Annotated in this window: 20 protein-coding genes and 1 pseudogene; 14 read left to right on the top strand and 7 right to left on the bottom strand. The window is 54.9% G+C overall.

Features of this window, described 5'->3' with window-relative positions; genetic code table 11:
- The first annotated feature begins 537 nt into the window (after positions 1 to 537).
- The gene (locus AC58P5_RS19745) at positions 538 to 1,902 is read left to right on the top strand and encodes an ABC transporter substrate-binding protein (protein ID WP_497389519.1); all 1,365 of its coding nucleotides are present in this window, start codon (positions 538 to 540) and stop codon (positions 1,900 to 1,902) included.
- 653 nt (positions 1,903 to 2,555) lie between these two features.
- On the opposite strand, the gene gdhA is transcribed toward AC58P5_RS19745, so the two are convergent.
- Entirely contained in the window at positions 2,556 to 3,938 is a 1,383-nt protein-coding gene (gene gdhA, locus AC58P5_RS19750; protein WP_497389521.1) for an NADP-specific glutamate dehydrogenase, read from the bottom strand.
- Positions 3,939 to 4,213: 275 nt separating this feature from the next.
- Positions 4,214 to 4,399 (bottom strand): hypothetical protein, encoded by a 186-nt coding sequence (locus AC58P5_RS19755; RefSeq protein ID WP_497389523.1) that lies wholly within the window; start codon positions 4,397 to 4,399, stop codon positions 4,214 to 4,216.
- A gap of 24 nt (positions 4,400 to 4,423) precedes the next feature.
- On the opposite strand from AC58P5_RS19755, the gene AC58P5_RS19760 reads away from it, so the two are divergent.
- From AC58P5_RS19760 to AC58P5_RS19775, 4 genes and pseudogenes are all read left to right on the top strand, one after another.
- Complete coding sequence (locus tag AC58P5_RS19760; protein WP_497389525.1) at positions 4,424 to 4,561, top strand: hypothetical protein; 138 nt, start codon at positions 4,424 to 4,426, stop codon at positions 4,559 to 4,561.
- Between the two features lie 448 nt (positions 4,562 to 5,009).
- The gene (locus tag AC58P5_RS19765) at positions 5,010 to 5,888 is read left to right on the top strand and encodes a polysaccharide deacetylase family protein (protein WP_497389527.1); all 879 of its coding nucleotides are present in this window, start codon (positions 5,010 to 5,012) and stop codon (positions 5,886 to 5,888) included.
- A 67-nt stretch (positions 5,889 to 5,955) separates the two neighbouring features.
- Positions 5,956 to 6,207: pseudogene (locus tag AC58P5_RS19770) on the top strand (RNA polymerase sigma factor); the annotation flags it as partial.
- Between the two features lie 172 nt (positions 6,208 to 6,379).
- Positions 6,380 to 6,592: a hypothetical protein gene (locus AC58P5_RS19775; RefSeq protein ID WP_497389816.1), complete on the top strand. Its 213-nt coding sequence runs from the start codon at positions 6,380 to 6,382 to the stop codon at positions 6,590 to 6,592.
- Between the two features lie 164 nt (positions 6,593 to 6,756).
- On the opposite strand, the gene AC58P5_RS19780 is transcribed toward AC58P5_RS19775, so the two are convergent.
- The 4 genes from AC58P5_RS19780 to AC58P5_RS19795 all read right to left on the bottom strand — a co-directional run bounded on the left by AC58P5_RS19780 (position 6,757) and on the right by AC58P5_RS19795 (position 11,220).
- On the bottom strand, positions 6,757 to 7,602 hold the full coding sequence (locus AC58P5_RS19780; protein ID WP_497389529.1) for an alpha/beta fold hydrolase: 846 nt from the start codon (positions 7,600 to 7,602) through the stop codon (positions 6,757 to 6,759).
- Between the two features lie 750 nt (positions 7,603 to 8,352).
- Entirely contained in the window at positions 8,353 to 9,558 is a 1,206-nt protein-coding gene (locus AC58P5_RS19785) for a cytochrome P450 (RefSeq protein WP_497389531.1), read from the bottom strand.
- Positions 9,559 to 9,839: 281 nt separating this feature from the next.
- Complete coding sequence (locus AC58P5_RS19790) at positions 9,840 to 10,871, bottom strand: LLM class flavin-dependent oxidoreductase (protein WP_497389533.1); 1,032 nt, start codon at positions 10,869 to 10,871, stop codon at positions 9,840 to 9,842.
- Between the two features lie 259 nt (positions 10,872 to 11,130).
- A complete protein-coding gene (locus AC58P5_RS19795; protein WP_497389535.1) occupies positions 11,131 to 11,220 on the bottom strand; it encodes a tautomerase family protein in 90 nt (29 codons plus the stop codon).
- A 210-nt stretch (positions 11,221 to 11,430) separates the two neighbouring features.
- Between AC58P5_RS19795 and AC58P5_RS19800 the strand changes: the two genes are divergently transcribed.
- From AC58P5_RS19800 to AC58P5_RS19835, 8 genes are all read left to right on the top strand, one after another.
- The gene (locus AC58P5_RS19800; protein ID WP_497389537.1) at positions 11,431 to 11,790 is read left to right on the top strand and encodes a winged helix-turn-helix transcriptional regulator; all 360 of its coding nucleotides are present in this window, start codon (positions 11,431 to 11,433) and stop codon (positions 11,788 to 11,790) included.
- Positions 11,791 to 12,081: 291 nt separating this feature from the next.
- Positions 12,082 to 12,714 carry a 3-hexulose-6-phosphate synthase gene (gene hxlA, locus AC58P5_RS19805; protein ID WP_497389539.1) on the top strand — a complete coding sequence of 211 codons (633 nt, stop codon included), beginning with the start codon at positions 12,082 to 12,084 and terminating at the stop codon, positions 12,712 to 12,714.
- A gap of 6 nt (positions 12,715 to 12,720) precedes the next feature.
- A complete protein-coding gene (hxlB, locus tag AC58P5_RS19810; RefSeq protein ID WP_497389541.1) occupies positions 12,721 to 13,278 on the top strand; it encodes a 6-phospho-3-hexuloisomerase in 558 nt (185 codons plus the stop codon).
- Positions 13,279 to 13,572: 294 nt separating this feature from the next.
- Positions 13,573 to 14,511, top strand: coding sequence for a helix-turn-helix transcriptional regulator (locus AC58P5_RS19815; protein WP_497389543.1), 939 nt, complete (start codon positions 13,573 to 13,575; stop codon positions 14,509 to 14,511).
- 66 nt (positions 14,512 to 14,577) lie between these two features.
- On the top strand, positions 14,578 to 15,069 hold the full coding sequence (locus tag AC58P5_RS19820; protein ID WP_497389545.1) for a GyrI-like domain-containing protein: 492 nt from the start codon (positions 14,578 to 14,580) through the stop codon (positions 15,067 to 15,069).
- Between the two features lie 118 nt (positions 15,070 to 15,187).
- Positions 15,188 to 15,574 (top strand): hypothetical protein, encoded by a 387-nt coding sequence (locus tag AC58P5_RS19825; protein WP_497389547.1) that lies wholly within the window; start codon positions 15,188 to 15,190, stop codon positions 15,572 to 15,574.
- Between the two features lie 26 nt (positions 15,575 to 15,600).
- Complete coding sequence (locus AC58P5_RS19830; protein WP_497389549.1) at positions 15,601 to 16,023, top strand: SRPBCC family protein; 423 nt, start codon at positions 15,601 to 15,603, stop codon at positions 16,021 to 16,023.
- A 1-nt stretch (position 16,024) separates the two neighbouring features.
- A complete protein-coding gene (locus AC58P5_RS19835; protein WP_497389551.1) occupies positions 16,025 to 16,408 on the top strand; it encodes an ArsR/SmtB family transcription factor in 384 nt (127 codons plus the stop codon).
- 733 nt (positions 16,409 to 17,141) lie between these two features.
- On the opposite strand, the gene AC58P5_RS19840 is transcribed toward AC58P5_RS19835, so the two are convergent.
- Positions 17,142 to 18,602, bottom strand: a complete 1,461-nt coding sequence (locus AC58P5_RS19840) for an alpha-amylase (RefSeq protein ID WP_497389553.1) — start codon at positions 18,600 to 18,602, stop codon at positions 17,142 to 17,144.
- Positions 18,603 to 18,894: 292 nt separating this feature from the next.
- On the opposite strand from AC58P5_RS19840, the gene AC58P5_RS19845 reads away from it, so the two are divergent.
- The gene (locus tag AC58P5_RS19845) at positions 18,895 to 22,968 is read left to right on the top strand and encodes a bifunctional 2',3'-cyclic-nucleotide 2'-phosphodiesterase/3'-nucleotidase (RefSeq protein ID WP_497389555.1); all 4,074 of its coding nucleotides are present in this window, start codon (positions 18,895 to 18,897) and stop codon (positions 22,966 to 22,968) included.
- Positions 22,969 to 23,378: the final 410 nt, after the last annotated feature.

Consider the following 23,378-nt stretch of genomic DNA (forward strand, 5'->3'; position numbering starts at 1 on the left):
CAACACTGCTTCGACTTCTTTCATCGCAACAGTTGTTGGTCCTCGGCTGCGGCGGCCGCATTCTGTGCCTTGGAGGATGCGCCGATCTCCTTCGAGCGTTCGGCAAGCTGGCGGATGACTCCGGCCGGCTCCTTTGCGGGTTAATGGTTGGCTTGGCCATAACAGCTCAGGTCTTTTTTTCGCATCGCTCCTTTGAACAGACTCATGTATGGCCCTTACATGAAAATGTAATCTTTTAAAATGAATTTTTACATTTTATTTTCATATTTCGACAAAAAGTTACACCATCCTCTCAATTTCGATATGAACACAAGGAATTTAAACAAAATTTCGACAGTGGAAGGGAATGTCAAGTTTTCAAAGCATTCTCGTGCAAAAATCATATGTGGTATCTATATAAAGGTCTTGGGAGAGGGGCGGCCTGTCCGGAAGAGGTGAAACTGAGAACCGTGTGGGTTACATAAAGATCAAGTTCGAAACGCCTTATGGTATACTGTTGTTAAATTATGTCTGCCAGTTGGAACGAGGAGATTTACCATGAGCAATAAGCCAGACCGCATTACGTTTCAAACCCGGTTCGAAGAGATGGTCGGAACCCTCCGCAAAGAGATTTTATCTTCTATCCGGCCTGCGGGCGATTACTTGCCCTCTGAGCTGGCTTTGGCCGATCAGTATCTGCTGAGCAAAAAATCCGTCCGCAAGGCGCTGGATATCCTGGTGTCCGAAGGACTGGTCGAGAAGGTTCCCCGGGTGGGAAACCGGATTATAAAGCCGGACGCGGAGCACGCCGTCACCGTCAGGATCGGCTGCTATCCCTCGCTGGACAGCGAAACCGGGCTGCAGGAGCTTTTGCGGCAGTTTGAGCTTCAACACCCGCATATTCAGGTGGAAATGGCGGCGATGCCCTATACGAATTATCCCGATTCGGTCCGGGGCTATCTGAGCAGCGGCTGGCTGGACGTCATGTCCCTCAATAATTGGAACTTTCTTGAGATGGCGGACCGTGATGCACTCGACCTGTTCGAGCCCCGGCCGCTGAATCCGGCTTCTTATTCTTTTCTCCCGGACGTATTCGTCCGCAGCGGAAAGCAGGCTGCCCAGCCTATGCTGTTCTCGCCGGTCATTCTCTGCTATAACAAAACGCTGTTCCGCCAGCTCCAGCTTCCCGAGCCGGACAGCAGCTGGTCCTGGGACCGGCTTTCGGAAGTCTCTCTGCGGATCAGGGAGGAGCGGGGCATTTCCGGCTTCTACGCGCATGTAGCCTCCACCAACCGGTTTCCTGTCTTTCTGCTGCAGAACGGATTTAAGTTCGAGCGCACGGAAGACGGCTGCCGGTTTGACGATCCGCTGCTGTGGGAGAGTCTGGAGACTTTCCGCGACCTCATCCATACCCAGGGTCCGGTTCCCTCCTTCTTGTCCGAAGGGGACGCCGACGCGGAGAAGCTGTTCGCCCAGCAGAAAACGGCGATGATCATGACGACCTACTACGGCTTGAAGTATCTGAATGACCTGCCGTTCGAGTATGATCTCGCCCCTTTGCCCTACACGGGCAGGGCTAGGACGCTGCTGCTTGTGACGGGGCTTGCCGTTAACCGGGCGTCCAGGCAGAAAGAAGCGGCGGGTATGCTGGTCGATTTCCTCTGTTCGGAGGCCGCGCAGTTATCTGTCCGGCGGAATACGCTCAGCATCCCGGCCTCCAAGTCCGCGGCGGAATGGGACGGGGCGGAGACGTTGTACAGGCCCTCGCGTTACCATATGTACCGCGAGATCATTCCGACGTTCGGCGGCTATGAAGAGCTGAACATCACGATTGAAGAATTGGACAGGCTGCGCAGCGAATTGAAGCTGTTCTGGTCCAATCTGGAGCAGCCGGAGTCGGTGATCGAACGCCTCGGCAAATAAGCCGGACGATTCCATGCAGATTCGCGGCAAACCGAAAAGAGTTTCTTTCCGTCTCTTCAAGTTTTTTAAGTTGTAGCAGGATGGAATTCACCGCACAACCATGTGCAAGATCCGGAAACCGCTTATTCAGGCTCGGATGGGTATTTCGTTCCCTATGCCTGCAAGAACGGTTTCGGAGCCCGCAGGAGCCCGCCAGTGCCGCTGAAACAGGCGAAACATCCGGGAAGATGATGCAGGGGGGTGTCGGGCCGCCAGAGGACCCTGGAGCCCCTCTGGCGGCCTATTCCGACGCGACGTCCACCGGCAGCAGTGAAGCGCTGCCGGCCAGTGGAAGGATTTCTGCCGCCGGGGGACCCGTGTTCCCGGAAAATTCAGGCATCTCCGGCAGACTGCACCGGTATAAAAGCATTCCTACTCAGGGAGGAAATTACGGATGAACAAGACGTTGAAAAACATACTGACGATGGTGGTCATATTCGCGGTGACAGCGGGGCTGTTGCGGCTGTTGAAGCAGTAGCTTCCCGCTTCCCTTCCGGTATGGGGCCGCAAGACGCCTGATACTCGATGGGATCGGCTTGTTTCCTTACGAAAAAAAGCCCCACCGGCCTTGAAGGCGGTGAGGCTTCTCGTATATATTCCGGGCATAAGGAAGATTAAATGATACCTTGAGCGATCATGGCGTCGGCAACTTTCTTGAAGCCGGCGATATTCGCGCCCACGACAAGGTTGTCCGCGTGGTCGTACTCGGCGGCAGCCTCGATCGAAGCCTGGTAAATGTTCTTCATAATCTGGTGGAGCTTCGCATCCACCTCTTCGAACGTCCAGGCTTGGCGCATGCTGTTCTGTGACATTTCCAGCGCGGAAACCGCCACGCCTCCGGCGTTGGCCGCTTTGGCCGGGCCAAAGAGAACGCCTGCCTGCAGGAACGCGTCGATGGCGTCAAGCGTCGTCGGCATATTCGCGCCTTCCCCGACAGCTTTTACACCGTTGCCGATAAGAGTCTGGGCGGACGTGATGTCGATTTCGTTCTGCGTCGCACACGGGAGAGCGATATCGCAGGGGATCGTCCAGATCTTCTCGCAGCCTTCATGGTAGAAGGAGCCGGGATGGAGAAGGGTATACTCGCTGATCCGTTTTCTTTCGACTTCCTTCAGCTGGCGGACCGTCTCCACATTGATCCCGTTCGGATCATAGATATAGCCGCCGGAATCGCTGCAGGCCACCACTCTCGCGCCGAACTGCTGGGCCTTCTGCATGGCGTAGATCGCCACGTTGCCGGAGCCGGATACGACGACGGTGCTTCCGTCGAAGCTCAGGCCTTTGGCATGAAGCATCTCGTGCACGAAATAGACGGTGCCGTAGCCGGTCGCTTCCGGACGGGCCAGGCTGCCTCCGTATCCGACGCCTTTGCCGGTCAGGACGCCCGCTTCGAAGCCGCCGCGGATCCGTTTGTACTGTCCGAACATGTAGCCGATTTCGCGGGCTCCCACGCCGATATCTCCGGCCGGAACGTCCGTATCCTGGCCGATATATTTACAAAGCTCCGTCATGAAGCTTTGCGTGAAGCGCATGACTTCCCCGTCGGATTTGCCTTTGGGATCGAAATCCGATCCGCCTTTGCCGCCGCCGATCGGCAGACCGGTCAGGGAGTTTTTGAAAATTTGCTCGAAGCCGAGAAATTTGATGATGCTCTCGTTTACGGAAGGATGGAACCGGAGTCCGCCTTTGTAAGGCCCTATGGCGCTGTTGAACTGTACGCGGAAACCGCGGTTTACCCTAACATTGCCTTGATCGTCCACCCAGGGAACACGGAATGAAACGAGCCTTTCCGGCTCGACCAGTCTTTCGAGAATGCCGGCTTTCATGTAATGCGGGTTTTTGGCGAAAACGGGAACGAGAGATTCCACGATTTCCTTAACGGCTTGCTGGAATTCATATTGATTCGAATTACGCTGTAAAACAGTCTGATAAACTTCTTCAATATACGTTCTTGCCGCCACTTCGTTTACGGCCTTGCCTCCTAGCGATACTCCCATTCACTTCACCAGCCTTGTTCGGTTTAATTTTCTAATACTATTACATGTTTTTAATGGGAGAGCAACCATATTTCCATAAAAAATGCTTTATAGGGCGATAAAAAAGGTCGATAGCAAAAACCGAATTTTAATTGACCACTGGATGTTTAATGTACGATTTTAGCGTCGGATCTGCTCTGCCGGGGGCTGCGGAAGAGCCAAAACCGGGGCCGGATCCTGCGCGGACCGAGCCTTCGGGGCCTGTTCTTTTTGGACAAGCGAACGTCCTTTTCCGGTCAGGGCCTACCGAATAAAGCCAGCAGCATGACGATGCCGAGCACGAGCAAAATTGTGAACAAATTTTGATAAGCACCGAGAAGAGCCGATTTTTTCGCCTCCACGAGAAGAGTGGAAGCCGCCGAATTTTTCGTTTCCGAGGCGGAAAGTCCGCCGGCCAAGAGCTGGCCTGCCAGCTCCGTCATTTGGCGTTCAGAGCCCGCGGAGAAGTGTTCGGAAATGTCCGCAAAGCGTGCATCGGGGCGTATTCGGAAATTTTGGGAAGCCGGCCCGAAGCGGAGCTTTCCCGGCTGGAAGAAACTTTGGAAAGACTGTATCACTCTCTTGCGGACTGGGAAAAGAAGTGACTTAATAGCGGCGGGGATTAAGCCTTTTGCGGTAGCGGGCACAGGTCGTATAGACGCGAAAAATCCGGCAGACGTACCGCGCGAAGCTCCCGGCGCGCGGTGTTCGGCGTCACATGACGGTGGTCAACCACTCCGCGTCACCCCCCTGGCGCCGGCTGCCCGTCCGATAGTCCAGTGCCCGGCTTATTTGCAGGCAAAAGCCCTTTCTATCCGCCAAACCTGCTATACTGGAACCGGAAGAAACCGCCGACACGCGGACAAGCGGCGGAGCCGGTAATCGAATAGATCCGATAAGTCCCTTCTTAGACAGGATGTTGACCGGAAGGTTGCATGCGTGCCGTCAGAAGGGATTTTTTTGTGCTGCATTCATCGGATTTGAACCCGGGGCCGTTCGCTTACGACTATAGTGTAGCGCGCTTAATATGGAGTATGAGAGGTTAGCATAGGAATGAAAAACATAGTTTTGGCGGCCTGCGGCATTTTTTTCGGAATTCTTCTGGTTTTTACGGTTGGCTGGGACCCGAATGGACGGGAGAATGCGGCGGGGCCTGTCTATTACGAGAATAAAGCCATCGTCCTGCTGTACCATGATATCCGGAAAACGGCCGGCAGCGGGAAGGATCTTCCTTCAACCGTGACTCCCGGGCAGTTTGAGGAGCACCTGGAAATGCTGAAAGACCGGGGATTTCATATCGTTCCGATGGAACAGTTTGTACCGTTTATGCGGGAAGGCGGGAAACTGCCGCCCAATGCCGTTGTTCTGACCTTCGACGACGGATACGAAACCTTTTATACCGAAGCCCTGCCGATTTTGAAAAAACACGGCGTGACGGCTTCCAATTTTATCGTTGGAATTTCCTCGGACTTGTTCAGTCCGGACACCGACCCCCATTTGAATTGGAATCAGATCCGCGAGCTGAAAGAAGCGGGCATGGGCATCTATAACCACACCTACAATCTGCACCGGCAAATTCCCGAAGGTGGAACGGAGACGATGATCCCGGCGCTAACCGCCCGGATGTTCTTGGAACAGAAAAAGCGTAACGAGATTGACGGAGAATACCGGAAAAGGATTCGAAGCGACATCGCTTTTCTGGAGAAGAGACTGGATGATGAAACGGGCAAGCACCGCCGTCTGCTGGCCTTCCCTTACGGGGCTTATACGGACGCTGTCGCGGTAGAGGGAAGGCGGGCGGGGATCGAGCTCTTTTTCTCGATTGAAGACGGGATTAATCAACCGGGGAGTGAAATTGTCCGCCGAATAAACGCCGGAGAGCCTTATATAACGGCAGACGCCTTGTGGAGTATGCTCAAAAAAGTTTTTTAGCTTTTGTTGAACCGCAGCCGAACTTCTTACGCCAAATAGATAGAGAGAGTGTGGAAGGAGTGTCAGCATGGAACTGGAAACCGAGCAGCAGCTGGAAGCTATCCGGCAGGGAGACAATGACGCATTCCGTGCCCTGGTCAATCCCCTGATCGCGAAGTCTTACCGGTCCGCTTTAGCCATTCTGGGCTCTAAACAGCTGGCGGAAGAGGCCGTACAAAATACATTGATCGAGGCGTATTCGACAATTATGAGCGGTAGGGAAATTAGGCGTTTCCCGGGATGGTTCAGCCGGGTGGCAGCCAACCGCTCGATCGATGTCGCCCGGAAAGAACACTCTTACAAGCACAGTCTGGACATAGAAGACCTGATCATCCGGGATTCCGGTTCATCCCCTCTGGAAGACTTGCTCCGCAAGGAAAATTCGCAGCGGGTGAGACAAAAAGCTGGAAAAGGAGGCCCGCTTTATAGGGGAGAGTCTGCCGGAGAAATCGGTGGAAGAGTATCACGAGTTTATGCGGCAGGAGGAGTCTATCCACGAAGGCTTGGGCATTCCCGGCTACGGAAAATTGGAGGACAACGAGCAAAGCTCTTCGTTCAATGTGTATCTGCTGGCGGAGAAAAAAGACAGCTACGAGCTCTCGCTTGTCCGCTCCAACGCGGAAGTGATCGTGAATCGGGATCTGCCGATCGACTTGAAGCCGTAAGAGGCGGGTTCCCCGGCAGACGCGCGACGCACCTGCGGAAAGTCGAAGCCGGAGCCGGGTGCCGTCGGGAGGACCGACTTCCGGCGTCTAGGCGACCGGATTGCAAAGGAAAGCCCTCGGAACCGCTTGTAAGAGCGGCTCCGAGGGCTTTTTGGCGTGAAAGGCTACAAAGCGGCATACTTGGCGATACCGCCGACAATGGCCGGCCATTCGGCCCGCGGAAGCTCGTGACCGGTACCCTCAAGCGTTAACAGCTCGGCACCCGGAATCGAGTCGCGCAGCGCTTCCCCGTGTCCGTAAGGAATGATAGGATCTTCCGTCCCGTGAATCACAAGGGCAGGTGCCTGAATCTCGCCGGTCCGGCCCAGATAGGCTTCTCCGCCTGTCACATAGCCGTGATTGAAAGAGCTTGCGTAGTTAAGGGCCCTCGCAATGTCTCTCTCGGCCAGGGCGGTTACCCTTTCCTCGTCAAGCGGGTGCTTGGACCCGACAAGGATGCGCCATTTGTCAACGGCGTTCCGAAGGACCGTTTGCGGATCGGACCAGTCGATCTCATCCATGGAATTAAAGAAAGCTTCCACTTTCGCTTCCATCGGGGGCAGCTCTTCCCATCCCGGACCGAAATACATCGTACTCAGAAGCGAGATGCCCTGTACACGTTCGGGATGCCTGAGAGCGAGTATCTGGATGAGCATGCCTCCCATGGACATTCCCGCGAAATGGGCTTTTTCCACCTCGTAAGCGTCCAAAACGGCGATGGCATCGTCCGCCATATCCTCGAACGTATACCCGGGACGGCCGGGTTCGTAGCTTGCGGAGCGCCCGGTGTCGCGGTTATCGTAGCGGATCACGAAGAAGCCTTTCTCGGCCAGAAGCCTGCAGAAATCTTCTTCCCACCAGAGCATGGAAGCCGTTGCCCCCATAATGAGCAGTACTGCCGGATGTGCGGGATTGCCGAAACTTTCCGTGCACAGTTCAATATCTTGGACGCGTATCATTCGTTCACTCATGTTTATACACCCTCCGATTCCTATAAAAAAATAAAACACAGGCGCTGCCTGTGCTCGGGTGACCGGAAAGGAACGCGATTGCCCCGGATGTCCATACGCGTGTATGCATGCGTAAACTCCCCTCGCTCGACGGCTTGACACAAAGCAGGATACCGCCGCTCCACCCGGTGAAAAAACCCGTGAGACGGAGACGAGGGTCTTGCCGCGAAAGTGTCCGTCAAACGATGCGGCGGTACGGAATATGCGGCTGATAAGCCGTTCCGTTACCGGAGCATCGAAGGGATGCCGAAGGCAAACCCTAACGTACGAGCTCGCTTTCGGCGGCTGAGGGCATAGAAAAAGAGGGCGGAGAAGTCCCGCCCTCTTTAGCCCATGGCTAATTTGGGTTATGAAGCAGGCAGACCAATCCCGATCACCCTGCACAGGGCAGGGCCTTTAAGCGCTATTTAGTTAGCTGCGTAAAGTCGATCGAAATTAACTGTTCCCACACATAACCCTCCGTTCTTTATCAGATAAGAATATTTTACCATGTCACCGGGATGAGGGCAATAAAGGCAATAAACCGGATGAGCAAGAGGGGCGTTCAATAGGAAGCAGGACCCCTGCATTTCTTGCAGCAGCTAGCCTTAAGCTGAGCTTTTTTCGGGTTCCCTAGACGGTAGCACTTCGCCCGCCCGATATCCGCCGGATGGACAAGTCGTCCCCCGCGCATTTTAGGCCGGACGGTCAAGCCTCCACTCCTCCGGCGGTTTATTCTTCGACGACGACCGGCAGCGAATTCAGATTGTGGTTATTCGGAGCCAGATGGTTCTGCGGCCGGAAGTCGTCCGGGATCGAGTAATCCGAGAAGCGGTCCACGAACGTTTCCAGCACCTTCACCGCTTCCATCCTAGCGAGCGGAGCCCCCAGGCAGAAATGCTGGCCGCTGCCGAACGTCAGGTGCTTGATGTCCTTACGCTGCACGTCGAACGATTCTCCGCTCGGAAACTGGTTCTCGTCCCGGTTGGCGGATGAAACCCAGGCGATGATCAGCTGGTCCTTCTTCATCTTCGGACCGAACACGTCCGTGTCTTCCCCGATTCTCCGGTCCAGAGAAGCCGCAAACCGGTAGCGCAGCGTTTCTTCAACCGCCTGGGGCACCAGACTCCGGTCTTTACGCAGCTGCCCGTAAGCGCCGGGCTGGTCTTTGATCAGGCTGTAGAACATGTTCGTCAGCAGCGTGGTTGTAGTTTCGTTCCCGGCGCCGAGCAGGCCCATGGCGGTTTGAGCGACCTCGACGTCCGTGAAAAAGGCCCCTTCGTATTCCGCGAGAATTAGATCCGAGATGATGTCGTCCCGGAGCTGCGTCCGCTTTTGACCGACAATGGGAAGTAAATACTCGATGAACTCTTTGCTGGCTTGGGCTTTGCCGGCTTGCATCTCTTCGATATGCTGAAAATCGTGGGGCATGAACAAAATGTCCGACCAGTCTTTAATCTGCTGCCAATCTTTAGAAGGCACGCCCAGCAGGTCGGCGATGACCGTAACGGGCAGAGGAACGGCGAGTTCTTTAACAAGATCGACGGATTTCTTCTCCGCCACGTTGGCCACAAGCTCGTCCACGATATTCTGAATTCGCGGTTTCCAGTCTTCCAGACTGCGGGGAGTAAAAGCTTTGGCCAGGAGTCCTCTGCGTTTGCGGTGATCCGGCGGATCGGAGAAAATCAGATTCACTTTATTGTCGCTGAGTGGAACCGGAATCAGGCTCCGGTCTCTTTTGCTGGGAAAAAGTTTGTAGTCGCTCAGAACTTGTTTGGCATGGTCATAGAGAAACACATTCCACGTGTCCTGCCGCTCGTCATAGAAAATCGGCGATTCTTCACGCATCTTCTTGTACCAGGGGTAGGGATTCCAGAACTCGTCCTTTGTTTTGAAGCCGGTAATTTCATGAATGAACAGCTGTTCTTTTACCGCCATAATAAAGCCTCCCTCATAAGAATGAATAGTATATGGTGTACAGGCCATCTGGATTTTTACCCTTTTTTGGATAAAAGGAAACAAATGTTAATTATTATGAGAGAAAGGAGGACATTATCCCTGTTCCACGTGAAAAAACCGCTTGCCCGGAAAGGGCGCAGCGGTTTGGGAAAAATGCTGAATGAAGCCGCAAGCGGCAGGTTAGTATGATCGCAGGCTGAGAGCCGAGCGGGTGCGTAAAGGGATGCCGCTGCGGCACTCAAAGCGGAGGATCGGCGGCTTTATTGTTTCCTGGCAGCCTCGGCCAGAAGTTCGTAGGAACGCAATCGCGCGCGGTGATCGTAGATCTGCGAGGTGACGATGAGCTCGTCCGCCTGTGTCTCCGACAGCAGGTAGTCGAGTCTCTCCCGCACGGTCTCTTTCGTTCCGGCGGCCGTGATGCTGAGCTGCTTCCGGACGATGGCTTTCTCGTGCGGGCTCCACAGCTCATCCATGTTGTCCACCGGCGGATTGAGCAGGCCGGTCTGTCCGCGGATGAGCTTCAGGAACTGCTGCTCGTGGGAGGTCGCCAGCCGGCGCGCCTCCTCCTCGGTATCGGCGGCGAAGACATTGACGCCGATCATGGCATAAGGCTCCTTCAGCGCCCCGGACGGGCGGAAGGAGCTGCGGTACAGCTCCAGCGCCGCGGTCAGGTAATCCGGCGCGAAGTGGCTGGCGAAGGCGAACGGAAGGCCGAGCTGGCCGGCCAACTGCGCGCTGAAGCCGCTGGAACCGAGCAGCCAGACCGGGATGTTCAGCCCTTCGCCGGGCACGGCTCTTACACGGCCCGCGGAAGCGCCGGGTCCGGGGTTCAAATAGCCCCGCAGCTCTTCGAGCTGCTGCGGGAAGTGCTGGCCGTCGCTCTCGGGACCGCGGCGCAGAGCCCGGGCCGTCGGCTGGTCGGAGCCGGGCGCCCGTCCGAGGCCCATGTCGATGCGGCCCGGATAGAGCGACTCCAGCGTGCCGAACTGCTCGGCGATGATCAGCGGCGCGTGGTTCGGCAGCATGATGCCGCCCGAACCGACGCGGATTTTCTTCGTGCCGCCGGCGACGTGGCCGATCACGATCGAGGTCGCCGAGCTTGCGATGCCCGGCATATTGTGGTGCTCGGCCAGCCAATAGCGGTGATATCCCCACTGTTCGGCGTGCTGAGCGAGATCGAGTGTATTTTTTAACGAGTCCGCCGGTGTCGCCCCGAGGACGACCGGAGCCAGATCCAGAATGGAGAGCGGGATACGGGTGATGCTTTTTGCCGGTTGATTGGTGTCAGTCATCGGAATCAGCCTCCTGTTTAAATAAGTGTCGGAACCAGGTATCGTACCGGTGCCGGATAAGGAAACCCCCGCCTTCGGGTAAAGGTAGGGGGGTTAACGTCCGTGTCCGGTTTTGCGAAAGCCATCTATTTCTGCTGCCCGCTTTCCGGATCGAAGTACAGGCAGCCTGCCTTGCCGTAATTTTGTTTTTTTCGAGGTCCCCGATAAAAATAAAGACCCGGCCGGACTCCGCGTCGAAAACTTTCGGATACCGCCCCGGTCACTGTTCCACCAGCGCGCCTTTCTGTTCTTTCGTTTTTCCTTCGACCACCTTAACGGTGATAAAAGGCGCCCGGCGAACATTTCTCAATATAGAATCCTCCATTTGGAGGAAGAGCATACGAATACAGAAACGATTCCATGCGGCATCAGCCTCCGGAACCGGGATAAGGATGGGGAAAACAAAATTGTTAAAGAATAAACCGACTGTACCTGTTATTATGAAAGAGCATATAGCCGAATGCAAGTACCTACTTTTAAGTGATATAGGTACTTTAAGGATACTAAAGGAGCCAGACCAATGGGAGATCAGCAATTTAAACAGTCCGTGGAATTGACGCTGAAGGTAGTCGGAGGCAAATGGAAGCCGGTCATTCTCTGTCATTTGACGGAAGGAACCCACCGTTTCGGGGAATTAAAGCGGGAGATGCCGGAAATTACCCAGAAAATGCTTACCCAGCAGCTGCGTGAGCTCGAACAGGACGAGATTATTCACCGCAAGGTGTACAGACAGGTTCCGCCCAAAGTGGAGTATTCTCTGACACCCTACGGGCTGACGATCAAGGAAGTATTGAATGTGATGTCGGAGTGGGGGACTAACCATCAGAAGAAGATGCACTCGGCTCCGGCCGGGCCCCATATAGAAGCGACCGAACCTTGATTCTTGTTCGGATCAGGACTGCCGATACACGGCTGGAACGAGCGCCTGAGACCGATTTTTTCAACTCTGTTCGGAACGATTTATCATAAAAGGCCGGCTTATTGACGGCTCCTCTTCGGAGGGGCTTTTTTGCGTTCCGTGGACGCGATCCGTTTCCGGTTTTGCAGGCTTTAGTATCCTTTTGGTGACTACGTTCCCTAATAGTGCGTACTTTATTTTCCGCTACCGAAGTCCTAGAATAAACGCATGGCATTCAACAAATCTAACCGACATCCTAGGAGGTAACATAACATGGAATTGCAACTGGCGCTGGATCTCGTAAACATCCCGGAAGGGATTGAGCTCGTTAAAGAATTGGAGCCTTATATCGATATCGTCGAGATCGGAACTCCGGTCATCATCAATGAAGGCTTGAGAGCCGTCAAGGAAATGAAGCAGGCTTTCCCTAATCTGAAAGTTCTTGCGGATCTTAAGATCATGGACGCGGCGGGCTATGAAGTCATGAAAGCATCCGAAGCGGGCGCCGACATCATTACGATTCTGGGCGCGGCGGAAGATATGAGCATCCAAGGGGCCGTCGAGGAGGCAAGAAAGCAGAACAAAAAAGTTCTGGTCGATATGATCAGTGTGAAGAATCTGGAAGCGCGCGCCAAAGAAGTCGATGCGTTCGGAGTCGATTACATTTGTGTCCATACCGGATACGATCTGCAGGCAGTGGGCAAAAACTCCTTCGAAGATCTTCAAACGATCAAACGGGCCGTTAAGCGGGCCAAAACGGCCATCGCCGGCGGCATCAAGCTCAGCACTCTTCCGGAAGTGATTAAGGCGCAGCCGGATCTCGTTATCGTAGGCGGGGGCATTACCGGACAGGACGACCGCAAAGCGGCCGCGGCCGAGATGCAGAAGCTGATCAAGAAGGGGTAATCTCCTATGCGGACGACTCAATATCTGGCCGGGATTCAGGAAGAGCTGCAGCGCACAGCCGAAGCTGTCGTGAGCCGCGAAGCGGAGGAACTGGCGGACGCCATTCTGAACGCCCGCAAAATATTCGCAGCCGGAGCCGGCCGCTCCGGACTGATGATGAAAGCTTTCGCCATGCGCATGATGCACCTCGGTTTCGATGCGTACGTCGTCGGCGAAACCGTCACGCCGAATCTGACCAAGGACGATGTGTTCATCGCCGGCTCGGGTTCAGGCGAGACGAAGAGCCTTGTCTCGATGGCGGAGAAAGCGAAAAATCTGGGCGCTTCCGTCGCCGCCATCACGATTTTTCCCGAATCGGCTCTCGGCCGGCTGTCGGATATCGCGGTAAAGCTCCCGGGCTCGCCCAAAGACAAGTCGGACAACCCGTATCCGACGATTCAGCCGATGGGCTCCCTTTTCGAGCAGACGCTGCTGCTGTTCTGCGATGCCATTATTCTCCGGCTGATGGAGAAGAAGGGGTACACGTCCGAAACGATGTTCGGGCGCCATGCCAATCTGGAATAGTCCGGACGGAGGTGGCCTGTTCCTGGAGCAGCTTAAACTTCAAAGCGCAAAGCCGTTACGTTTCCTCCGGGAAGCGCAGCGGCTTTTTTGCTTGTCTGCGAGGGAGACTGGCGGCCGGAGGCAGTTCTTGCCGGACGCCCTATTCTCCGGCTGACGAGAACGTCGCCTTACACGCAAGCGCAGCGTCTTTTCCTTCTCCGGCGCTGTAGACTACAATGACTGTATAGCCCTCTTACCCGCACAACAAATAGGAGGGGGGCAGAGTACGGCGCAACTCCGGAAAGGATGACCATAGTGAAGATAGACCGACTGCTTGCGATGACGGTGCTGATGCTCAACCGGGGGCGGATAAGCGCCAAGGAACTGGCCGAACGGTTCGAAGTGACGACGAAAACGATCTACCGCGACATGGAGACGCTCAGCCGGGCGGGAATTCCGGTTGTCGCCCACCAGGGCGTATCCGGCGGATTTGAAATTATGGAGCCGTATACGCTGGCCAGGCAGCTCGTCTCCCTCAAGGAGATTTCGTCCCTGCTTGCGGCCGTCAAAGGCGTAAGCACGGCACTCGACGATCAGACCTATGCCAATCTGGCGGAAAAGGTGCAGGGGCTTCTCTTGCGGACGGATACCGCGGATTGGGAGCGGCGCAAGGACGAGCTCGTTTTCGATTTTCACCCGTGGGGGCAGGGGGCGGCGGCGAAAAACAAAGTCTCTCTCTTGAAAGGGGCGATTGAGGAAGGCCGACGGGCGTCTATCGCCTATGTGAACACGAACGGGACGGAGACCGAAAGAATCGTTGAACCGGCAGCTCTTATCCTCAAGGGGTCCGTCTGGTACCTGCACGCGTACTGCACGATGAGAGAGGAGTTTCGCATCTTCCGGCTCTCCCGGATAGCGGATTTGTCCGTCCTTTCCCAGGCTTCGGAGCCGCGTGAAGTTCCTCCGCTGGAGGGATACAGCTGGAACCCGCAGTGGCTCGCCCACAAGGAAGTGGAGATGACGCTCCACTTTCGACCGGAGGTCCGGCACCGCGTGGGAGACGCTTTTCCGCCCGGCCTGGTGAGTCTGCTGCCGGATGGAAACCTGTGCGTCCAAGGGGTTTTCGCGCTGGACGAGTGGTTTTACGGGATGCTGCTGAGCTTCGGAGACAGTCTGAAAATCGAGCATCCGTCCAGCCTGGCCGACGAAATCCGGGAACGGGCCCGCAAAATTTTGCTCCGTTACGAGAACTAGGACATACAGCTGTCCACTTTTCCCGGCTACACTACTCTTAAACAGGGAAAAGAGGAGAATGAACCTATGAATATGAAATCCGTTCTTACGAACAAACCATCCTTCCGACTGGCGGGTGTAAGTGTCCGAACCACGAACGCCGCGGAGGCGGGACCGGAAGGAAAGCTGTCACAGCTTTGGCAGCAGTTTTTCGGCAGCGATATTGCGTCCAGGCCGGGCATTGTGAACCCTCATCTGATTTACGGCTTGTACACCGATTACGAGAGCGACGCGTCGGGAGAATATACGGCGCTGCTGGGGCATGAAATCAGCGAAGAAACGGCAGGCAGCATATCTTCCGGTCTTCAGCTTGCGGATGTTCCCGCAGCCAAATACATGATTTTCGAGACGCGCAAAGGCCCGGTGAAAGACGTGGTGCCGCAGCTGTGGCACGAAATCTGGGCGTATTTCCAAAACGCCGCGGAGCAGCGGACGTACACGGGAGACTTCGAGGTGTACGATGGACGCGGATTTGACCCCGAGAACTGTGTCGTCCAGGTTTATATCGCCATTCGCTAAAACGGAGACGCCGGCGCACCAGCCGGCGTTTTTCTTTGCCTTGACATGAAACCGTTTGGTTTCCTATAATCGAATAGGTAACCAAGACGTTTCCTAAATTAACGGAGGGAATCCATTCATGTCAGAAGAATTGCTCAAAAAACTTCGTTACAAAGAAGGACCGGCCCTCGTCCTTAACGCGCCTGAAGGGTATCGTCTAGGCATCGAAACGGCCGCCGGGGGACCCGCGGAGGATAAGGCCGCATTTCTCCAACTGTTTGTCAATCACGGCCAGGAGGTTGACGAGTGGGTGCCGAAAGTGATCCCCATGCTCCGGGAGGACGCCGTTTTCTGGATCACGTACCCGAAGCAGAGCTCCAAGGTCAAGACAGACATTAACCGGGATACTTTAGCTGCGAAGGTACAAAATAACACGGAGTACCGGCCCGTCAGCAATGTGGCCGTCGACGACAAGTGGTCGACTTTGCGTTTTCGCCGGACGGACCTGGTAAAATCCAAAAAATAAATACCTGCCTACAGGAGGAACTATAGATGACTAACACGCCGAATACTCTGCCGGATATCCGCCAGACACAGCTTTTCAACGCCCCGATCCAGAAAGTATGGAACGCCGTGGCGACATCCGAAGGCATTGCGGCATGGTTTATGCCCAATGATTTTCAGCCCGAACTCGGATATGAATTCCACCTTGAAGCGGGCCCCTACGGGAAGTCGCCCTGCAAAGTGACCGAGCTCGACCCGCCGAACCGGCTTTCATTCCGGTGGGGCAAAGACTGGACGCTGACCTTCGAGCTGGCCGACCTCGACGGCAAAACCGAATTCACCCTGATTCACGCGGGATGGGACCCGGAGAAGGTGACCGAATTCGGACAGTCTCATGCGGAAGTCCGCGAGCGGATGTCCGGCGGCTGGGTAGGTCTGGTCGAGGCGCTCCGCAAGCAAGTCGAGGCCTGATATGGGCGCGGTCGAACCGAAGCAGGACATATTTCAGGCCATTGCGGACCCTACCCGCCGCAAGGTCCTGAATTTGCTTGCCGGGCAGGAGATGCCCGTCAACGCGATCAGCGGCCACTTTCCGATGAGCCGGACGGCCGTTTCGAAGCATCTGCGCATTCTCGCCGATGCCGGCCTTGTCCAGGAGCGGAAGGTGGGCCGCGAGAAGCGGTACCGGCTTCAGCCCGAGCCTCTGCAGGAGCTGAAGCGGTGGCTGGCGTACTACGAGCGGTTCTGGGAGAACCGGCTCTCCGTGCTCAAGCAGCTCGTGGAAGCGGACGAACCCGGCGGAAGCGTCAGCCCCGCTCCCGGGCTCAAGGCCGTGGAGCCGGGAAGCAGGCACTAGCCCGCCCGGCTCCTGCGCGCCGGCCGGACTCGGGGCGCGATGCTGCGCCGTATGACGAAGCGCATCCGTATTTGCAGCGTGTACGCCCCGGACGGCGGATGCGCAAAAGCCCGGAACCCTCTTCGTACCGAGGGACCCGGGCTTTTTTTCAGCTCAGCAGAAGGACTGCGGAAAGCACCAGCAATACCAGGGCATTCAGCGCCATAACCGGTTTGTGCTTGGCCCGGAACAAATGGGCGTTGGCAGGGATGGTCGGAAGTATCCGGGAGACGGTGACCGGCCTGCTCGGAAAGCTGGCTGCGGAAGGTATTGTGCGAGGGACCGGCCGCAGGGAAGCTTTGCAGATCCATCCTGACAGATTACAGGTAGCTATGAAGCCTGCCCATAAATGTTTCACGGGGAACAATAGTAGTCCCTCGGGGCAGGGATAGAGGGCATCCGGCACACTCGTATTCCCATTGATACCCGTAAATACATCCGGTAATTATGTCTTGTAAGTCGCCTGCGGGTACAATGTGTCTTTATCGGTATGAAGCAGCGGGCTTATCGCCCGGCCGGCGGCGTGCGTTTCCCTTGAAGAAAGCAAAAAGCGGAGGCCCCTTATAAGGAGCCCCCGCTTTTCTTTACCGGGTTCACCGGGAAAAGGGAAGGGCAAGCTCAGCCGCATCGGATGCCCCGTGCGATTCCTTCTTCCCGGTGAACGTTAGACGCATGCGTGCCGAGCGCCGCCACGTTAGCCTTCGTCCGGCTGCGCCCAGACGGACACGCTTCCCCCGTTCACCGGGAAGTCGGCAAAACCGTCCTCGCCGATGGTGACTTCATCTTCCCGCGAGCCGGTCATATCGAGCCACACCTGGCCGGCACGCTCTTCGCCGACGAACATGCGCTTCTCGCCGTCTTCGCCGTTGGAGATGACAACCGCACAGCCGGAGCGCTCGATTTCCGCATCTCCCCGGCGGACCCAGCCGATCGTGTTCGGATGATCGAAGTAGTCCTCCTGCTCGCCGTAGGCTTTGTGCTGACGGGCATAGAGCAGCGGATCGATGGCAGCCGCCTTGCCTTCCGCCGGAGCCTCTCCGCCTATGCCGAAATAATCCCCGTAGAAGACACACGGGTAACCGTCCTTGCGGAGCAGTACAAGCGCATATGCGCTCTGCTTGAACCAGTCTTCGATCCACGATTCCAGCGATTCGTTCGGCTGGGAGTCGTGATTGTCGACGAAGGTGACGGCGTGCAGCGGATGGGTTTGAACGAGCGTGTCCTCTAACACGGTCGTGAGGTCAAAATCTTTGCCGGCTTGCGAGGCGGCATGGAGCTTGTAGTGGAGTGCGACGTCGAACAGGTCGATCTTGTAATCGACGTTATCGAGAAACTCGCGGCAGGCCGCCACTTCGGGGTTCCAAAACTCTCCCACGATGTAGAAGTTTTCCCCGCGTTCCTTGATCATCTCGCTGGCGAATTCCCGGATAAAATCATGGTTGATATGCTTGATGGCATCCAGCCGGTATCCGTCGCACTGCAGAGTGTCAACGAGCCATTTGCCCCAGGTGATCATCTCTTCCCTCACGCCGGGATGACTGTAATCGATGTTGGCGAACATCAGATAATCGTAATTGCCGAATTCGTCGTCCACGTTGTCGTTCCAGCTCTTATTCTCCCCGAGGATGCGGAAAATGCCGGTTTTATCTTCCTTGGCATCGTAATCGGTGCCGTTAAAATGCCCGAAATCCCATTTGAAAGCCGAGTATTTGTCGCCCCGCCCCGGAAAAGTGAATTTCGTCCAGCCTTCGATATCGAAAGGCTCGGAAATCACCTCATTGCGGTTCTGGTCGTTCACTTGAACCACTTTGAACAGCTCTTTCTCGTCCGCACCGGCTTTATGATTCATCACGAGATCCACGTATACGCAAATCCCGTTGTCTTGGCAGGCTTTGATGGCTTCCAGCAGTTCTTCCTTCGTCCCGTACTTGGTCCGGACCGTTCCTTTCTGGTCGAATTCGCCCAGATCGTACAGATCGTACACGCCGTAACCTGTATCCTGGTCGGACTGTCCTTTGGTAACCGGGGGGATCCAGACGGAGTCGAACCCTTTCTTTTTCAGCTCGGGAGCCAGCTCCTTAAGCCGTTTCCAGTGAGAGCCGTCCGCCGGGACATGCCACTCGAAAAACTGCATCATCGTATGATTCCTTGTCATTCCGTTTCCTCCTAATCGACTATGGGCCTTTTGTAACAAAGGGTCGCTCATCTCTTTTGATCTAAGGAATGGTTACCCAAGTGGACGCCCCGTCTAAACCCGCGCGTTTTAATATAGGTGCCTATCAGGATTGACCGATGGTTAAATACAGGACTTAAGAATCATTTTAAGCGGTTTCAATAAAATTATTGAATATTTTACACACGGTTAATTCCGAACCATGCTAAAATCGGTAAGTAACTATTTACAGGAAGGTGGAATTCTCGTAATGGGATCCAGGAAGTTCAAAAGAATGAAGCAGCTCGCGACCGCTTCCCTAGCATTCGGCATCATTTCATCTCAATCTTTAGGAGGCATTGTGCAAGCGCAAACATCCGCTTCCCCAACCGTTAATCTTCGTATCATGGAAACGACGGATTTGCATACAAATCTTGTAGACTATGATTATTACAAAGACGCTGCGGCAGCAAGCGTAGGTTTGGCCAAAACCGCCACTCTGATCAAGGAAGCGCGCAAAGAAAACCCTAATACTTTCCTGGTCGATAACGGAGACTTGATTCAAGGGACTCCGCTGGGAACGTACATAGCCCAGATTAACCAGCTCAAAGACCCCGGCGCCATCCATCCTGTATACAAAGCTATGAATCTACTGGATTATGACGCGGCTACCTTCGGCAATCATGAATTCAACTACGGCCTTGATTTTCTGGACAAATCGATCAAAGGGGCCAAATTCCCATACATTAACGCCAACGTCTACATAGATGACAAAGATAACAACCCGGACAACGATGTCAACAAATTCACGCCTTATCTGATTATGGACAAGACGTTCAAAGACGAGAACGGCAACGACCAGAAAATCAAAGTCGGTGTAATCGGACTTGTGACTCCGCAAATCATGGAGTGGGACAAAGTTAACCTTACCGGCAAAGTCGTGGCCAAAGACATCGTCGCGACGGCCAAGAAATTCGTGCCTGAAATGAGAGCCAAAGGTGCGGATATCGTGATCGCGATGGCGCACTCCGGTTTTGACGGTACGGCTGCGGCGAATGATCAGCTCGCCGAGAACGCGGTTCTGCCTCTCAGCAAGGTGCCCGGCATCGACGCGATTACGTTCTCGCACTCTCACAAGGTGTTCCCTACACCTGACGTGAAGAAGCTGGACGCGCTGTTTAAGGACGCGAACGGCAACCCGGTTGCCGGCGTAGACAACGCCAAAGGCACGATCAACGGCGTTGCGGCCGTGCAATCCGGCTACGGCGGTTCGAACCTCGGTCTGATCGACCTGAAACTCGTGCAGGAGGGCGGCAAGTGGAAGGTTTCGGGTTCCCAGTCCTCGACCCGTTATATCTATGACAGCACGACGAAAAAAGCGCTTGTGGATACCGATCCGGCTATCGTACAAGCGGTTGCGGCCGAGCACGAGGGCACGAAAAAATACGCGAATCAGCCGATCGGCGAAACGACCGCTCCGATTCACAGCTATTTCGCGCTGGTGCAGGACGACCCTTCGGTCCAGATCGTCACGAACGCTCAGAAAGAATATGTGAGCAAGTACATTTCGACGACTCTGCCGCAGTACAAGGATCTTCCGATTCTCTCCGTAGGCGCTCCGTTCAAAGCCGGACGCAACGGCCCGGCGGAATATACGGATATCGCCAAAGGTCCTATCGCGATCAAGAGCGCGAGCGACCTTTATCTCTACGACAACACTCTGAAAGCCGTCAAAGTCAAAGGCTCCGGCGTGAAAGAATGGCTGGAAATGTCCGCGGGCATGTTCAACCAGATCGATCCGGCCAAAACGGACGAGCAGCAGCTGCTTAACTCCTCCTTCCAGGTGTTTAACTTCGACGTGATCGACGGAGTGACTTACCAGGTGGACGTAACCAAACCGGCGAAATACAAAGTGGACGGAGCCGTTAACGACGCTTCCTCCAGCCGGATTGTGAATCTCCAGTTCAACGGCAAGCCGATCGACCCGAACCAGGAGTTCATCGTGGTCACGAACAACTACCGCGCAAGCGGCGGCGGCAACTTCCCTGGCCTCAAGAACGCGGAGCTGATCGTAGATTCCGCCGACGAGAATCGTCAGGCTCTGATGGATTACATTTCCGAACAGAAAACGATTAACCCGGCTGCGGACAAAAACTGGTCCATCGCTCCGGTTGCCGGCAGCGTGAAAGTCACGTTCACCAGCTCCCCGAGCGCGGTTACGTACCTGCCGGAGAACCCGCATATCAAGAGCACGGGCGCAACGACGGACAAAGGCTTTAGCGTCTACTCCATCGACCTGAGCGGAAAAGGCCAGCCTCAGCCGGACAACAAGAACGTAAAAGTCCAACTGCTGGGCATCAACGATTTCCACGGTCAGCTCGATACGACGACTGAAACCGCGTCGGGCAAAGTGGGCAGCGCCCCTTACCTGGCGACTTACTTGAAAGAAAGAAAGAAAACGAACCCGAACACACTGCTTGTTCATGCAGGTGATTCCGTAGGCGCGACCGCACCGGTTTCCTCGATGGAGCGCGACAAACCGACCCTGGAATTCATGAACATGCTGAAATTCGACGTAGGTACGCTGGGCAACCACGAGTTTGACCAGGGCGTAGGCGCTATGCTCGCTCAAATCAACGGCGGCACCGATACGAAGAACAAAGACGTGACCTTCGATAAATTGAACTTCCCGTATGTGAACGCCAACGTGGTGGACGAGAAAACGGGCGAGAACATTCTGCCTTCGTATGTGATCAAAGAAGTGGGCGGCCAGAAGGTCGGATTTATCGGCGTGGCGACCAATTCCACTCCGTCCAAAGTATCTCCGGACGGCCTGAAAGGCGTTAAGTTCGTCGAGCAGGCGCCCGTTGTAAACAAAGCCGTACAAGAACTGAAAGCCAAAGGCGTAAAAGCTATCGTCGTTCTGGCGCACGATCCGGCAAGCGTGAAAGACAACGTGGCTTCCGGCGAGGCGATTGATCTGGCTAATGCGATCGACGATGAAGTCGACGTTATTTTCGCAGGTGACAACCATGCCAAAGTCAATACGGTCGTAGACAACAAGCTGATCGTTCAAGCTTATTCTTACGGCACCGCTTTTGCCGACGTCGACCTCGAAATCGATCCGGCTACCGGCGATATCGTGAAGAAGACGGCGGAAATCGTGGACGTGAAGCAGGAAGGCGTAACACCTGACGCGGATACGGTCGCTTTGATCAACAAATACCTGGACAAATATCCGGTCCTGAAGCAGCCTGTCGGTACGACAGACTCTGTGATTTCCCGAAACAACGCCTACAACGAAGAAGCTCCGCTGGGCAACCTGATTGCGGACGCTATGCGTGACGGCATGAACACGGATTTCGCTTTCATGAACCCGGGCGGTATCCGTGCCGACCTGCCTAAAGGAGATATCAAATTCTCCGATCTCGCTAAAATTCAGCCGTTCGGCAACACGCTGGTTAAAATGACGCTGACAGGCGCACAAGTCAAAACGCTCCTGCAACAGCAGTGGAGCAAGAAATCCGACGGATCCGCAGATACCAAAACGCTGCAAATTTCCGGTCTGAAATACACGGCCGACTTTAGCAAACCGGCAGCCGAGCGTATCGTGAAGCTGACGAAGGCGGACGGTACTCCGATTGAGGATGCCGCCGAGTATACCGTAACCGTGAATAATTTCATGGCTGCGGGCGGAGACAATTATAAAGTACTGGTTGAAGGTAAAAACTCTCAAGCCGGCTTGATCGATCTCGATGTGTTCTACAACTACATCACGAAAACGTTCAAAGGCGGCAAAATCACGGCGGCTCTCGAGGGCCGTATCGTCAACCTGAAGTCGTTCGCGGATGTTCCGCAGACGCACTGGGCTTATAAAGTCATCCAGGAGCTTTCCGGCAAGCAAATCATTGACGGCGTAGCCGACAACCGTTTCGAGCCGGAACAGGATGTGACCCGCGCCCAGTTCGTGAACATGATTGTGAAGCAAATGAAGCTCGTTTCTTCCAAACCGTCCGCGTTCAAAGACGTGCCGGCCGGAAGCTGGTATGCGGAAGCCGTAGCGGCCGCATCCGAGAAGGGCATCGTGGAAGGCAACTCTGCAGATACCTTCGCGCCGGATCAGAAGATTACGCGTGAAGAGATGGCGGTTATGATTACCCGTATGTACGCGCAGCTTCAAGGCACGACAGGTACGCCTAAAGCTATCTTTACGGATGGCGGGGAAATCAGCGCCTGGGCCAAAACGGCTGTGGAAACAGCGGCAGAGAAGGGCCTGATGACCGGCCGTGCCGATGGCGTATTCGCACCTCGTGCGAAAGCCACGCGCGCGGAAGCGGCGCAAGTGATCTACAACGGAATTACGAAGTAATTGGATGGCGTTCGCATCCTTGCATGGAGCTATCCGGAGGAGCCGCCGGGGGATTTTTCCCTCGGCGGTTTTTTGCGTTATAAATGGCTTTTTTATTATCGTTAATATGTATAAAAAATCAGTGAATATAATAGCCGGATAGAGAATTATCCCCTTCCAGTGGATAAAAACATCCCTGTTAACCTTTTGTAAAACCCTTATAATTATTAGTAACTTACATAATAACTTCCACAAATTTACCCTCAGTTTTTCCCCACTTTCGGCTTGTCGTCATTCATGATTTCATCCGTATTCTTTTTCGTTAGGTTCATTCCCGTCTCCATGCCAGAGCACATGTTTATCATTCATCGGCTTTATGTAACCGTTTACCAAGTTTTCGGATGAGCATTATCAAGCTTTACGAGTTTGTT

This window comes from Paenibacillus sp. JT31N7 (assembly GCF_059692095.1).

Coding starts and splice junctions, on each gene's coding strand:
- AC58P5_RS19835 (WP_497389551.1), top strand. CDS start 16,025: ATGGGCGCGGTCGAACCGAAGCAGGACATATTTCAGGCCATTGCGGAC.
- AC58P5_RS19755 (WP_497389523.1), bottom strand. CDS start 4,399: ATGACGGAGCTGGCAGGCCAGCTCTTGGCCGGCGGACTTTCCGCCTCG.
- hxlA (WP_497389539.1), top strand. CDS start 12,082: ATGGAATTGCAACTGGCGCTGGATCTCGTAAACATCCCGGAAGGGATT.
- AC58P5_RS19820 (WP_497389545.1), top strand. CDS start 14,578: ATGAATATGAAATCCGTTCTTACGAACAAACCATCCTTCCGACTGGCG.
- AC58P5_RS19785 (WP_497389531.1), bottom strand. CDS start 9,558: ATGGCGGTAAAAGAACAGCTGTTCATTCATGAAATTACCGGCTTCAAA.
- hxlB (WP_497389541.1), top strand. CDS start 12,721: ATGCGGACGACTCAATATCTGGCCGGGATTCAGGAAGAGCTGCAGCGC.
- AC58P5_RS19845 (WP_497389555.1), top strand. CDS start 18,895: ATGAAGCAGCTCGCGACCGCTTCCCTAGCATTCGGCATCATTTCATCT.
- AC58P5_RS19790 (WP_497389533.1), bottom strand. CDS start 10,871: ATGACTGACACCAATCAACCGGCAAAAAGCATCACCCGTATCCCGCTC.
- AC58P5_RS19825 (WP_497389547.1), top strand. CDS start 15,188: ATGTCAGAAGAATTGCTCAAAAAACTTCGTTACAAAGAAGGACCGGCC.
- AC58P5_RS19830 (WP_497389549.1), top strand. CDS start 15,601: ATGACTAACACGCCGAATACTCTGCCGGATATCCGCCAGACACAGCTT.
- AC58P5_RS19745 (WP_497389519.1), top strand. CDS start 538: ATGAGCAATAAGCCAGACCGCATTACGTTTCAAACCCGGTTCGAAGAG.
- AC58P5_RS19765 (WP_497389527.1), top strand. CDS start 5,010: ATGAAAAACATAGTTTTGGCGGCCTGCGGCATTTTTTTCGGAATTCTT.
- AC58P5_RS19780 (WP_497389529.1), bottom strand. CDS start 7,602: ATGAGTGAACGAATGATACGCGTCCAAGATATTGAACTGTGCACGGAA.
- AC58P5_RS19800 (WP_497389537.1), top strand. CDS start 11,431: ATGGGAGATCAGCAATTTAAACAGTCCGTGGAATTGACGCTGAAGGTA.
- AC58P5_RS19840 (WP_497389553.1), bottom strand. CDS start 18,602: ATGACAAGGAATCATACGATGATGCAGTTTTTCGAGTGGCATGTCCCG.
- gdhA (WP_497389521.1), bottom strand. CDS start 3,938: ATGGGAGTATCGCTAGGAGGCAAGGCCGTAAACGAAGTGGCGGCAAGA.